Source organism: Psychrobacter sp. 1176_08 (assembly GCF_052850615.1).
The window spans coordinates 138365-151465 of record NZ_VXCU01000002.1 but is presented as its reverse complement, the minus strand read 5'-3'; the positions used below and the strand labels follow the sequence as shown (position 1 = coordinate 151465).

11 protein-coding genes are annotated in these 13101 nt (G+C 44.3%); 3 read left to right on the top strand and 8 right to left on the bottom strand.

Annotated elements, in window-relative coordinates; translation table 11 throughout:
* Positions 1 to 9 precede the first annotated feature (9 nt).
* Complete coding sequence (gene ahpF / locus FW759_RS03205; protein ID WP_446442179.1) at positions 10 to 1587, bottom strand: alkyl hydroperoxide reductase subunit F; 1578 nt, start codon at positions 1585 to 1587, stop codon at positions 10 to 12.
* 465 nt (positions 1588 to 2052) lie between these two features.
* On the opposite strand from ahpF, the gene FW759_RS03200 reads away from it, so the two are divergent.
* Entirely contained in the window at positions 2053 to 2304 is a 252-nt protein-coding gene (locus tag FW759_RS03200) for a YdcH family protein (RefSeq protein ID WP_062845408.1), read from the top strand.
* A gap of 169 nt (positions 2305 to 2473) precedes the next feature.
* Here the strand turns inward: FW759_RS03200 and ahpC are convergent, their stop codons facing one another.
* Positions 2474 to 3040: an alkyl hydroperoxide reductase subunit C gene (gene ahpC / locus FW759_RS03195; protein WP_057761534.1), complete on the bottom strand. Its 567-nt coding sequence runs from the start codon at positions 3038 to 3040 to the stop codon at positions 2474 to 2476.
* A gap of 328 nt (positions 3041 to 3368) precedes the next feature.
* On the opposite strand from ahpC, the gene FW759_RS03190 reads away from it, so the two are divergent.
* A complete protein-coding gene (locus tag FW759_RS03190) occupies positions 3369 to 4301 on the top strand; it encodes a hydrogen peroxide-inducible genes activator (protein WP_062845410.1) in 933 nt (310 codons plus the stop codon).
* A gap of 164 nt (positions 4302 to 4465) precedes the next feature.
* Complete coding sequence (locus tag FW759_RS03185; RefSeq protein ID WP_446442178.1) at positions 4466 to 5134, top strand: HD domain-containing protein; 669 nt, start codon at positions 4466 to 4468, stop codon at positions 5132 to 5134.
* Here the strand turns inward: FW759_RS03185 and FW759_RS03180 are convergent.
* The 6 genes from FW759_RS03180 to FW759_RS03155 form a co-directional block, all read right to left on the bottom strand.
* Entirely contained in the window at positions 5112 to 5717 is a 606-nt protein-coding gene (locus FW759_RS03180; protein ID WP_446442177.1) for a methyltransferase domain-containing protein, read from the bottom strand. The genes FW759_RS03185 and FW759_RS03180 overlap by 23 nt on opposite strands.
* 18 nt (positions 5718 to 5735) lie before the next feature.
* A complete protein-coding gene (locus FW759_RS03175; RefSeq protein ID WP_446442176.1) occupies positions 5736 to 6407 on the bottom strand; it encodes a M48 family metallopeptidase in 672 nt (223 codons plus the stop codon).
* 211 nt (positions 6408 to 6618) lie between these two features.
* Positions 6619 to 8250, bottom strand: a complete 1632-nt coding sequence (locus tag FW759_RS03170; protein WP_446442175.1) for a DUF1513 domain-containing protein — start codon at positions 8248 to 8250, stop codon at positions 6619 to 6621.
* 3 nt (positions 8251 to 8253) lie between these two features.
* The gene (locus FW759_RS03165) at positions 8254 to 9405 is read right to left on the bottom strand and encodes an imelysin family protein (protein WP_446442174.1); all 1152 of its coding nucleotides are present in this window, start codon (positions 9403 to 9405) and stop codon (positions 8254 to 8256) included.
* Positions 9406 to 9438: 33 nt separating this feature from the next.
* Positions 9439 to 11109, bottom strand: coding sequence for a di-heme oxidoreductase family protein (locus FW759_RS03160; RefSeq protein WP_446442173.1), 1671 nt, complete (start codon positions 11107 to 11109; stop codon positions 9439 to 9441).
* 188 nt (positions 11110 to 11297) lie between these two features.
* Positions 11298 to 12758: an imelysin family protein gene (locus FW759_RS03155; protein WP_446442172.1), complete on the bottom strand. Its 1461-nt coding sequence runs from the start codon at positions 12756 to 12758 to the stop codon at positions 11298 to 11300.
* Positions 12759 to 13101 lie beyond the last annotated feature (343 nt).

Sequence of the window (13101 nt, the reverse complement as noted above, 5' to 3'; positions counted from 1 at the left end):
TAGACTGGCTTATTGCATAACCAAATATTCAAACGCTGATAACGCTGCTTTTGAACCCTCACCCATTGCAATATTAATTTGCTTAAATGGTACGGTAGTCACGTCACCACAAGCAAAAATACCTTTGCGATCGGTACGGCAGCGCTCATCAATCTCAATTTCACCAAAACGGTTTAAATCGACAAAACCTTTGATAAACCCAGTGTTTGGCACTAAACCAATCTGTACAAACACGCCTGATAAATCACGCTCATGAGTTTCACCCGTGCTACGATCTTGATAAACGATAGAAGACACTTTACCGTCAGTCGCTTTGATCTCTTGGGTCGCGGCACCAGTAATAAATTCGATATTAGATTTTTCTTTGGCTTTATTAATCAATACTTGATCCGCTTTTAACTCATCAGCAAACTCTAGCACAGTGACATGCTTGACGATACCAGCCAAATCTAATGCAGCCTCAACACCTGAGTTACCACCGCCAATGACTGAGATGTCTTTGCCTTTGAAGAATGGACCATCACAGTGGGCACAAAACGCCACGCCTTTACCGATGTTTTCTTCTTCGCCCGGTACACCAAGCTTGCGCCACTGGGCACCTGTCGCCAAGATAATACTGCGCGTCTCAAACGTCTCACCAGTATTTAGGTTGATGCTGTAGTTTTCTTCTTCTGTCTCGCCGATGTCTTTGACACTCACATGCTCTTTTAACGTGATGTTATATTCAGCCAAGTGCTTAACAAAATTGGTCGATAAGTCAGTACCGTTCGTTAAAGGCACAGAGATTAAGTTTTCGATATCTTGCGTGTCTTTGACCTGTCCACCGATGCGATCAGCGACCATGGTGACTTTAAGACCTTTACGCGCGGTATAAATAGCTGCTGCCACGCCCGCAGGACCTGCACCGATAATAGTAACGTCTTGCTGTTCCAATTGCTCGGCATCGTCTTCAACGTCTGCCAACAAATCTGGGAACTGTTCTTGTAGTTTTCCGATCAATTTAGCCGTGTCGATCAAACCATTGGCAAACGGTTTCCCGTTTAAGAATACCGCTGGTACACCTTGGATTTTGTTTGCTTCTACTTGTTCTTGGAACAATGCACCATCAATCATCTCGTTGCTGATGTCGTCATTGAGTAACGCAAACTGATTCAAGGCTTGCACCACTTCAGGACAGCTGTGGCAAGACAATGATACATAGGTCTGAAACTGTAGCGGCTTATTAAAACGCTTAATTAATTTTTGGATACCTTCATCCAACTTTAGGGTGTGACCGCCAGCTTGCAAGATTGCCAAAATCAATGACGTAAATTCATGCCCGCCAGGAATACCGCTAAACACGATACCTGTATCAGCCGACTCTCCATCAATGTGACTGACTACTTTGAAACTAATTGCGCTCGGCAAACTATCGTCAGTCGCTTCTGCATCGAAGTTGATTTTGTCAGTCGTACCTGCGATTTTGGTTAAAAAATCAATCAATTCAGTACGCTTGTTATGTTCGCCACTACCCAATACAAAGGTAATAGGACGAGTCATGTTTTCGCTATAGCTCTTTACGGCATCTAATAAAGCTTGATCTATCATGTTTGTTCCTTATTATTACTGGATATGTAACGGCAACTGTCTTGTTGCGTAATTAGATGTCAATCAGTTAATGTGAGTCATTTTATTTAAAACAGTTTGGGCAATGGAGTAATACCCTTTAATGTCCCTATTATCATAGGTTATAGCATTATGAGCAAGCTGAGAAACCCAAACCTTATGTTTTATAAAACCAATCATAAATCAAATTATATAATTAAATATAAACCTAAAGACGATTTATTACCGTAGTATCAAGGGTGTTTTTTCGCTACAATCGAATGAGGGTAGTGAGAAAACTTCTCACTACTCCTATGGCAAATTGGCTTTTGTATGTGTGCTTTAAAAGTTTTTTTGCTGATATTGGGTCAGATAGTTTTCTGCTTCAATACTATTTAAGTCTTAAAATCTTAACCATACTGCGCGATCGCTTGTCGCAAATTTGCGCCTCATAATAAGGATGACCAGATGAGAAAGACGGAAACATTTCAAGACAACAAAGAGATCATTGCTGAACTTAAGCAAAAAGACAGCCATTTTGCGAGTATTTTTGATGAGCATACTGAGCTTGATCAGCAAATCAACCAGCTTGAAAAAGATGTGGTACAGCATGCCAGTCGCGAAGAAGAAATAGAACATATGAAGCGACGAAAATTACACCTCAAAGATGAAATTTACAGAGTGATTGAGAAAAACAAACCACATGCTTTGAGCGAGTAAACCACATTGAATTTTTAAAATATGATGCTTGTTATAACAACCCTGTTGTTATAACAAGCATCATATTGAGACCATTAAAAAAGACTCTATCATCGCTGATAGAGCCTTTACTATATTCAATGATTATCTTTATAAGATAAGTACTCTTTATAAGATAATTATTTGAATATTAGATTTTACCAACAAGATCAAGACTTGGCTTCAAAGTGTCGCCGCCTTGTTCCCAAGCTGCTGGACAAACTTCACCATCGTTCTCACGAACGTATTGTGCTGCTTTTACCTTACGTAGCATGTCTTTTGCACTACGGCCGATACCGCCTGCATGGATTTCAGCTACTTGGATCAAGCCATCAGGATCAACTAAGAACGTACCGCGCTCAGCCAAACCTGCTTCTTCGATCATGACGTTGAAGCCACGAGTGATTTTACCAGTAGGATCGCCAATCATTGGATACTGTACTTTACCGATCGCTTCTGAAGAATCATGCCATGCTTTGTGCGTGAAATGCGTGTCAGTCGATACTGAGTATACTTCTACGCCCAAACCTTTTAGCTCGTCGTAATGAGCGGCCATGTCTTCAAGCTCAGTTGGGCAAACAAACGTGAAATCAGCTGGGTAAAATAGGAAAATCGCCCAGTTGCCTTTTACGTCTTCTGAAGTGATGGTTTTGAATTCACCATTTACATACGCATCTGCTGAAAATTCTGGGATTTCTTGATTGATAATAGACGCCATGATTGGCTCCTTTATTGTTAAGTTAAGTGGAACATAATGTAGAACATATTTATCTGGTTTTTCTATTAAGCCTTATACGTTCTGGGCTACCTGACAAACTATACGCGAATTCTATCGTTAATCCAGTTAAAACTTTTTAATGTGATGTTTTGTTTTATTAAACTTGTTAAACTATTCTCTCTAGTTTTATTCTCAGTTTACTATAGGTAAGTGACAATTTTATTAAGAACATTAATAATTGATGATGTCGAATAATTGTCTCGAACCGCTGTACCGAGTCGGTCAACATCATAAACTACACCGAAAGCCCATTAATAGAAGAGGTCTTATGATTACTTTACGTCAACTTGAATTCGCTCTAGCCGTGGCCAAACACCGACATTTTAAACGTGCCGCAGAGGACTGTAATATCTCACAGTCTGCACTGAGCTTAGGTATTGCAGAGTTAGAGAAACAACTGGATACGCAGATTTTTGAGCGTAATAACAAGCAAGTATTGATTACCCCAATCGGTGAAGATATTTTGGCCCGAGCGCAGCGGGTATTCTCTGAAGTAAACGATTTGACCACACGAGCACACAGTCATCAGTCTGCGCTTGCTTACCCCATGACAGTTGGTATTATCCCCACCATTGCCCCTTATTTATTGCCCAAAGTATTGCCTGCTCTACGAAAACACTATCCAGAGTTTCGCATGAGTATCGTTGAGCAGCAAACAGAGCGCCTGCTCGAGCAGGTGCGTTATGGTCATATTGATACCGCTATCATTGCGTTGCCGTATGCAGTAGACGGACTACACAGCTTTGAGTTTTGGAGCGAAGATTTCTTTGCTGTTTTTCCAAAAAACGACGTGCATGCTAAGCTTGATACTATTAATTCTGATGAGCTGGCCACTGCCAATCTGATGCTATTGGGTGAAGGGCATTGCCTAACTGATCAAACGCTGTCCGTATGTCACTTCGACCGCACACAAATGAAGTCCAGTTTTTCGGATGCCAGTCTCAACACTCTTATCCAGATGGCTCTTGCTAATATGGGAACAACATTGGTGCCTGAGATGGCGCTGGATCAGCTCAATTTACAAGATCAGAACGCCGTAGCAGTACCACTGGCAGAAGAAGGACCACATCGTCACATTGCCTTTGTGACCCGTCTAAACTATGCTCGTGTCGATGATGTCAATCTACTTGGCAAGCTATTTAAACAAGCGTTTGAAGATGCGGCTCAGAGCGGATCGAAAGATGCTGATAAATATAGTTGATCCTAAATAAAAAAGGTACAACCATAATAAGGCATTGCCCGCAATATATTTTCGTAGCCTCTGTCTGCGGAGGCGCAGCAAGCAAGAAAATAGACGCTGGCAGCCCTGTATGTATTTTATATTGGATTGACCATAACGGCGATAGATAAATAATCAAGGTGATTATGAGAGATTTGTCACAGATAAATACTGAGCTTGGCAATCGTTTTTCGCAGCATCTATTTGCGCTCAATAGCGATATTACGCCAGCAGAGTCACGCACTCTGTGGCTCGATATTGCTGCGCATTACAATGAGATTCAGCGTGCTTATCATAGCTTACGTCATATCCAGCAGCTGTTTTTTCAATTTGAACACATTCGCCAGCATTTTCACCAGCCTCATATCATTGCGTTGGCTTTGTATTATCATGATGTGATATACAATCCGATGCGCTCAGACAACGAGCTAAAAAGCGCTGAGTATATGTCAGATAAACTGGTCCATTATTTGAATGACCAGCAATGCCAACATATCTACGACTTGATTATGATGACGGCGACTCACCAATTAACTGAGTTGGCAGATAAGGATAACCGCAGTGATGCCGCTTATTTTCTGGACATGGATTTAAGCATATTAGGCATGCCTTGGCCTGAGTATGAGCACTATGCACAAGCCATCCGTCAAGAGTATGCGCATGTACCTATGGCAGATTATAAAACGGGTCGCACGCAGGTATTACAGACCTTGTTGGCACACTCGCGCTTGTATCTCACTGAGAATTATCAGCAGCTAGAGAGGCAGGCTCGCGCAAACATAGAACATGAAATCAACCTTTTACGCGCATCTTGATAAACAACTCACTCCCCTGCCGTGCTGGGTGCGAGTTATGACTGGGCGCCATGATATCAATCTCAAAGTGACTCTCAAAACGCTGTTGATACTCCGCTTTTGTGCCACCAAACGGTGGCTCATCTCGCCCAAACACTTTATCAAATAACAAACCCACTAACTTGCCATTAGGCTTGAGTAGCGCTGCCATCTGCTGCACATACTCATCACGGCGCGACGGATTGATCGCACAAAAGAACGTCTGTTCAAGCACCCAATCAAACTGACGGTCCTCAGCTGACAAGGTAAAAAAATCGGCACAAATCAGATTTTTGATGGGAAACTTAGGATAGCGCTGAGCAAACGCCTCAATAGGTGCTGGCGCAAAATCAACCAAGGTCACGTCAGTAAAGCCTTGCTCATGCAAGTAACCAACTTCATAAGCATTACCCGCACCCGCTACTAAAATGGCTTGGTCTTTAGCCGATTCAGGCAATTGGTCGATATAAGCTTTGAGCGGCGATGACACCTCACCCATGTCCCAGCCGATACTGTCTTGTTCATAACGCTGCTGCCAAAATTTGGCTTCACTGACCTGTTCCATTTGACTTCCTTGTCTTGTTTAATCTAACTGTCCCGTTTTACCTGCCAATATATTATGCCAGCGCTGGTAATCTGGCATTGCTGTCGCCACCGCTTGCCAAAAGGCAGGGCTATGATTCGCCTGATGCAAATGGCATAACTCATGGACAATAACGTACTCGGTGCATTCAAGCGGATAAGCTGGCAAGTAGGTAGACAGCCAAATTCGCCGTGCTCTTGTATTACAACTGCCCCAGCGTGTGTGCATTTTTTTTAGACGTATCTCATTGGCACTAGCGCCAACGACTGGCTGCCATTTTTCAAACAACGCTGGTAGTACGTCAGCGAGCTGCTGCCGATAATACGCCATTTTTTCATCGTGGTTTAGTACAAAAGGTTGCGTACAACCCCACAACAACAGCGGACTGTCATTATTTAAGTTTTCATTTAACGCATCTGATGAACGGTGTTGTTTGCGTTTGTATTGCTCTAATACTCGCGCATGATTTGCAATCGCCCACGGCACACGCTTAGCGATTGCTTGTTCAATTTGTACGGTGCTAATTACTCTCGGTACAGAGACCGTCAAAGTGTATGGCTTAAGACGAAAATTGACGTTTTTGACGTGTTTTTTGGTCACGTGTAACTCGATACCTGCTTGAGCAAGACGCGCTTTGGCATCTGTCAATATCGAGGTCTTGTCCTGTAACATCATCTTTTCCCTAATTTGGCTGTTCCTGCCGCGCTTGTCACAGTCTCGTTTATTACAGTCTCGTTTGTTATAGTGCGTTCAATATAGAAGTAATACAGCGGGACTGGAGTTGGTTTTTCGCAGCCTCTATCTGCGCAGGCACAGCAATCAAGAAACATTTATACCAGTGCCGCGTTGCAATATAGTGGTTCTGTTTTATTTAGAATCGACTCTATAGTAACGCTTGCAAATGGTTATCAAAAGACATTCTATGTTGCAGGCTATCTACCTGTACATGCTCTTGATCATCACTCAAACTTTCATGATTAAAATCAATGTTATTTAAATTTGATGAAGTCGCTGATCCGTGATTCACGCGCAATGTGGTTAAGTGACCTTGTCCATCACTGACAATGAAACCTGATTTTTTATGCTGATTGCTTGCCCTGTCAGCTATGTTTGCGCTCTCCGCGATGACGGCAACGCCGGCACAATCTGGCAAACGGATGGTGTCGATCAAAGCATAAGTGTTTAAATCAAAGAGTGCGGCACATCCACCAATCGGCGTAGTCACACATAATTGATTACGCTCACTATCCACTGCCACACTGGCAATGTATTGATGAAAGCGTTGCCACTGGTTGTGCGGCATACGTAAATGACAAAAGTCAGTATCGCCGCGTTTATGCGTCAGTACCAGTGGTACGTTAATGTGCTTATCGCCTTGGAACTGAATGCCAATCATCACCGTGCCATTATCGTGCATCGCCAAATGACGCACACTCATTTGATTGTGTTCAGGTTCAACTTGCTCAAGCAACGAGCCATCATAACGGTCGAGATACACCAACGATGGACGCATGGTATCTAGATTCAGCTCCTCACGTGAGGCTTGCTCAGTTTTGATACCGCCATTGGCAATGACCAGTGTTTTGCCATCTGGATGCATGATTAACTCGTGTGGCCCAATGCCATGCGAGTCAAATTCTGCAATTTTTTTATAATTTTCATGGGCATCATAAAGACCGATTTTACCCTGTAGGCTTACCGTGTCATTCTCGGTCACATAGAGCCACTTACCATCGAGACTGTAGCAAGCATGACCATAAAAATGGCGATTGTCTAAAGCATGGATAGCGGCTTTTACTTGGCCTGTCGCGGCCTCTAATACCCAAAAACGTTCACTGGGACGACGACCCATTACCACGACGTCATGGCCTTCATCTGTGTTGCTAGGCCTGTCTTGGGCATCAATCACTGGCTGCACCACAATATCATGGACACGTTCAGGCATGGTGGTTTGCCAAACGATTTGCCTATCCGCATCGATACCAACGACGCCAAAATCGTTGACATCGTTAGCTTGAGTATCGTTTTTATCTTGCAGCACTGTATTATTCTTTGGCATTGAAGCGACACCACTGACCCAGCAGACAGGGCGCGAAAGCACTGTCGTTATGTGTGCTGTGCTAATGTCGGTAATGTCAGAGCCAACCATTCTATTGTCGCCACTATTATCTGCTAGCGAGTCATGATAATAAGCACGTTGCCATGCTATTGTTGCTTGCTGACAAGCGTTACCCAAACGCTTTAATTGCCGCTTAGACACTGACGGCAATACACCAAACTGTGAGCGCAGCCCCGTCACATAATCTTGCACGCTTGCGTCAAGTTGGCGCTGCTTACGATAGCAATGATGTATACCGACCAGTGCGCCCGTGCCTATTATGGTCAGTGCTGATGTCACCAGTAGCTCACGAGCCAGCTGCTTCGTGACTTCTCTTACTTGTCCATTGCCAGATCCAGATGACTGATTGGTCGTTTCGAGCAGAGGTGGCGCAGGCTTTGCGTCGATAATTTGCATGGGTTAATCGCCATCAGTACTGTTGAAACCAACCCGGATACCGAGCGCCGGAATCAATTGACGCTTAATCAAGCGAGTAATGGTCGTCATATGATTCAGTAGCTCTTGCTGGGTAGCCTTATCAGCAGTGGCCAAATCTTCTGGCATCTGCGCCAATAGTGTTGTTGCGTCAGCAAGCGCAGTCGATAGATTATCCGCCACTTTATTTTTATCGTTACCGCCCAAAATCGCCGTTAATACAGGATCTGTCAGGGTGTCATTCAACGCCGCCAATTTGGCATTGATGATGGCACGGCTTTGCCCAGCGGTCGCAGCAGGCAGATGACCTTTGGCTTTCCCTGTCAAGCCTAATGGCTGCTCAATAGCATTTGACTTCATGGTCTCAACTAAGGACAGCAAACCATTAAACCATTGGTTCAACCCTTGATCGCTTTCAGCGGTTTTATCCATTGCCAATAATTGGGTTGCGCTTTGCTGCCAGTTTTTCTCAATATCCTTTAGACGTGTACTCAAAGCACTGCTGGCACTTATCACATAAGCGCATTGACCGGCATCTAAACGCTCATTGGCATACAAGGCTTCTTCCAACCCTGGTACGCCTTGAACGATAGCACTTTCATCAGCAAGCTGCTCAGCCGTCAATTCTGGATTGGCAGCGATGAGCTCAGCGACGCCACTATGTACCAATCCACGCTCATCCGGATAATAGTTGACATACAGATTGCTCATGCTATCGGTTGCCGGACCAAAATTCACCATCTCAGCCCGTGCCCATGCTTGCGCCAATACCAACCATTGCTCACGCAATTCTTGTAGCTTCTCGCCGCTTACTGGTGCTTGTTGGCAATGCTTTTGCGCCAGATCATGCAGCACATCGCTTTGCTTGGCTGCATCCGCATACGCTGGAATGACGATATCGTTTGCCACATGCATTAAGTAGGTTTTTTCAGTATCGGCGCTGATACTTACAGCAGTAATTTTAGTGGCATTTTCAGTCGCCCCTTCTTCTGCACTGGCAGGAGCAGCACTATCTTGCGCCACCTTTTGGCTACTGTCATCTGGTGCTTTATTTTCGTCAGCAGGCTTTACGCAGCTGATAAGGAGTCCAGCGCTTAGGGCAGATAAGGCCATTGCTAAAGCATGGTTTATTTTCATACAGTTCTCGTTTAGTGATTTTTATAATAGTTTTTACAATGATTTCAAGAACGCATTCAATTCATCACGCCCCTGCTTGTCCAACTTTAGGACTTGTTGCTGTTGTTTTTTGGCTTCTCCGCCATGCCAAAGCACTGCCTCCATCAATGTACGAGCGCGACCATCATGCAAAAAAGTCGCTTGTGGATCGACGGTTCTGGCAAGACCGATGCCCCATAACGCAGGCGTCCGCCATTCGTAAGAGTTGGCTAAAAATTCAACTTGGGCATCTCTTGGTGGTAGCTTACCCGCAACTGTACGATCTGCAAGGTCATCACCCATATCATGTAGCAATAAATCTGTATAAGGATAAATCACTTGTCCATGCTGCTCAAAATGGTCGTCATCGGTTTTTGGCAACTGATATCGTGGCGTATGACAACTTTGGCAACCCATATCATAAAAACGCTTTTTGCCCGCCAGTACCTGTTTATCATCCGCACGGCGTCGATGAGGTACAGCCAAATTGCGGGTATAAAATTCCACAAATTTCGCCACTTCATCATTCACTTCCACAGGCGGTTTATCATTGCCTTGCTCATCTGCCCCAGTCACCGCATTGACACAAGCGGTTTGCATCGGCATACAAGACTCATGAGGACGAATGTTCGACGTCAATCCCATGTCTTCATTAAAAGCACTTTGGTTCTGCGTAATGAGCTTGGTTTGACCTGCTTTCCAGCCAAAGCGTCCAAGCGCCTTTTTGCCTGTTTGCGGATCCATTACCCAGTTAAATTTACCACTGATACCCTCATTTGGGCTATTTTTATTAGGATTGATTGCTTGTTTTTTGATATCTTCGTCTGGAATTTGCTCTAACAATCCCAATCCAATCATCGGCAAAGCAATGCGCGGTGATAACATCAGTTCTTCATCAAACGTCCCATAACCTGGGTTGTCCAAGGTAAAAGTGGGGGCGCGTAACGTTTCGACATGACCATCAGCGAACGTGATGGGTTTATCCACCCACTGCACCGCAACTTTTGCTTCGGCAGGTACGCCTTGAATGCCGCGGTCTTGTAACTGGCCGCCATACATAGGATGCGCGATTTTTTCGATAAGTGAATCTTGCAACTGTTGTCGTTGTTCGTTCGTGGTGGCTGGCATGGCAAGACGAATGAGTAAACTGTCAGCGTCGTCATCCGCATTCATTGGTGCATGACCTCGACCATCTTTTATGTGGCAAGACTGACAAGCCGCGACATTAAACAAGGCGCCCAGACCATCACGGCTGTCTGTACTGGCAGGCGCAACCACCCATGGCTGCCGAAAAAACGCATTACCAATAAAAAATGACCCTTTACGTGAAGCTGTCAGATTTGAGGAAGGTTTAGAATAGCTCTCAGCACTACTGATACTGATACCCGTGTCACCGCCCTGCTTAATCTCTTGCGGATCAAAGCTTGCCAGCTGCTGCATGGGTACGCCAGAGAGCGTCTCTATAACCTGAATACGCTCAGGCGCAAGCGCTTGGTTTGGACCGTCATTGGTTGCCGCTTTTTTATTGTCAGAAGCTTCATTAGATTCGTTATCAGCAGGCTGGCAACCACCAATCGCTAAAGCGCATACCAAACCAAGTGTCAGTTTTGCGGACAGTGTTTTGTTGGTAGCAGACAGGTACAGTGAGGAAGACGATTTAGATTTTGTAATATGTGAGGCGTTCATGGAGCGTACCTTAGTCCTAGCTTAGAACCATTAGAAACGTGCTATAAAGTGTAATGCTTTTGATGAATCATTAATAACGACGCACCGACTAAATCGTTTTTATACTACGCAAAAAACACGTTGCCAACCGTCGCTGGCAACGCGTGTCACTTATTCACAGGTGGTTTCACTATCTTGTATTTATCGCTTTAAAACTGCGAACCAGCATCAGCGTCTAAGTTTTCTATACCGACCGCTTTTGCTGCATTTTCGATACCGTCAGTGAGCTCTTGTAAGCTTGTGATAGCGTTTTCAATCCAGCCACGTCGGGTATTTTGTTCTTCGGCAGAAATGCCTTGTTTGCTCGCTTGACCCACAGTAGCAATCATTTGATCAACCTTAATGCCTTCTTTTTCGCCTTTTTCTACAATGACGTTAAAGGCATTTTCTACTTTGATAAAATCGGCAGCCAACTTTTCAGCTGCTTCTTGATTACCAGTATCAGCCAGATAGTTTTTTACGCCATAACCACCGACCGTTTTGCCAGTGACTGTTCTGTAGCTGCCGTTAAAGACATTTTGAATACCGCGAGCATTATTGGCATAGCTTAGATGCGTCAAATCACTGAAACATTCGTGTTCATCTTCTGTAGACCCTGTGACAAAAGCAACCTGCATACGCTCAGAAGCAAGCTCACCCAATGCCAAGCTGCCCATCTGGTACATCACTTGGCGCAGACCATTATCGTACTTACGCGCCATAAGATCACTGCGTAGCGTATTGTCACGTTCAGGCTGCCACTCAGCTTCCATCGCCGTGAGGTCATTTACCAATAACTGCGCAGCCGCTTTTAAGAACGCACCGCGGCGCTCACAGATACTGGCATCTTCATTGACTGTATCGCCACTGGTACATTGACCCGCTTCGGTGACATAATCGCTTACTGGACGATTCCCCGCGCCTTCATTAACCCCATTGGTATCTTGTCCCCACAGCATAAACTCAATCGCGTGGTAGCCCGTTGTCACATTGGCTTCACTTCCCCCAATCTCATTCATCTCTGCCAACAGCTCAGGCGTGATTGTGCTGGTATCTTGCTTGACACTACCAACCGTGATGCTCTCGCTGTTAATAATATTGTCTTTGCTACTGTACTCACCTTCGTAGGTGTCACTGACATAATCAATCAACGCTTCATCAAGTGGCCATGCATTTATCTGTCCCTCCCAGCTATCTACACTAGCAATCGCTCGTTTATCATTGGGCGTGACAAAGCCTTCGTCAAAACGAAAAATCTCAGTTTGCGAGTATGGCTGACGCGCAATTTTATAGGCAGCTTGCGCGGCGTCCAAATTGGCTTGCGTGGGCGTTGCCACGTAAGTGTCAATTGCCACTTGTAATGCTTTGGCAGTATCGAGTGAGTCTTTAAATGCAGCATGCGCCATATTAGCGTAGCTGATCATCAGTCTATCAGTATGTGCCTTATCGACAGCTGATAGCGTTGTGTCATCCGTTGTCTCTGTGCTTTGCACCTCTGATTGCGTGGTCGCATCAGCATTCGTATCTTCATTGGTCTGCTTAGTGCAGCCTGACACCATCAACAGCCCTGCGAGCGTAGCAGCCAAAGTCGTTGGTAAAATCTGACGGCGCATTACTGTAGTAATCGTCATACATATCCTCAAAAAGACAGCAAAAACAAGTTGGATTTGATTGAATAATAGTCGCTATATCGAATATTGCGAAATTGTAAACACTTAGCAAGCTGTTAACTGGTTACCATATCTAATAAGCTAATTTATATTACATCAACAAAAATGTGTATAGATTATAGTTTTATTGATAATCATTATCAACAAATTATTTCATATAGTTAATTGGCTCCAAAGTTTTTTGTTGTTTAGAATAGAACACTTAGATATGAATATATGCTCTTAATAGTCACTGCTGTAATCATTGATGATTTTTCATCATCACATTAGAAACTCAAAGACGCTAAAGGCGTGGTAAGTATAT

Excerpts from the sequence above, each read along its gene's own strand:
- FW759_RS03165 (WP_446442174.1), bottom strand. The coding sequence starts at position 9,405 with ATGAAAATAAACCATGCTTTAGCAATGGCCTTATCTGCCCTAAGCGCT.
- FW759_RS03190 (WP_062845410.1), top strand. The coding sequence starts at position 3,369 with ATGATTACTTTACGTCAACTTGAATTCGCTCTAGCCGTGGCCAAACAC.
- FW759_RS03160 (WP_446442173.1), bottom strand. The coding sequence starts at position 11,109 with ATGAACGCCTCACATATTACAAAATCTAAATCGTCTTCCTCACTGTAC.
- FW759_RS03175 (WP_446442176.1), bottom strand. The coding sequence starts at position 6,407 with ATGTTACAGGACAAGACCTCGATATTGACAGATGCCAAAGCGCGTCTT.
- FW759_RS03200 (WP_062845408.1), top strand. The coding sequence starts at position 2,053 with ATGAGAAAGACGGAAACATTTCAAGACAACAAAGAGATCATTGCTGAA.
- FW759_RS03180 (WP_446442177.1), bottom strand. The coding sequence starts at position 5,717 with ATGGAACAGGTCAGTGAAGCCAAATTTTGGCAGCAGCGTTATGAACAA.
- FW759_RS03155 (WP_446442172.1), bottom strand. The coding sequence starts at position 12,758 with ATGACGATTACTACAGTAATGCGCCGTCAGATTTTACCAACGACTTTG.
- FW759_RS03185 (WP_446442178.1), top strand. The coding sequence starts at position 4,466 with ATGAGAGATTTGTCACAGATAAATACTGAGCTTGGCAATCGTTTTTCG.
- ahpF (WP_446442179.1), bottom strand. The coding sequence starts at position 1,587 with ATGATAGATCAAGCTTTATTAGATGCCGTAAAGAGCTATAGCGAAAAC.
- FW759_RS03170 (WP_446442175.1), bottom strand. The coding sequence starts at position 8,250 with ATGCAAATTATCGACGCAAAGCCTGCGCCACCTCTGCTCGAAACGACC.
- ahpC (WP_057761534.1), bottom strand. The coding sequence starts at position 3,040 with ATGGCGTCTATTATCAATCAAGAAATCCCAGAATTTTCAGCAGATGCG.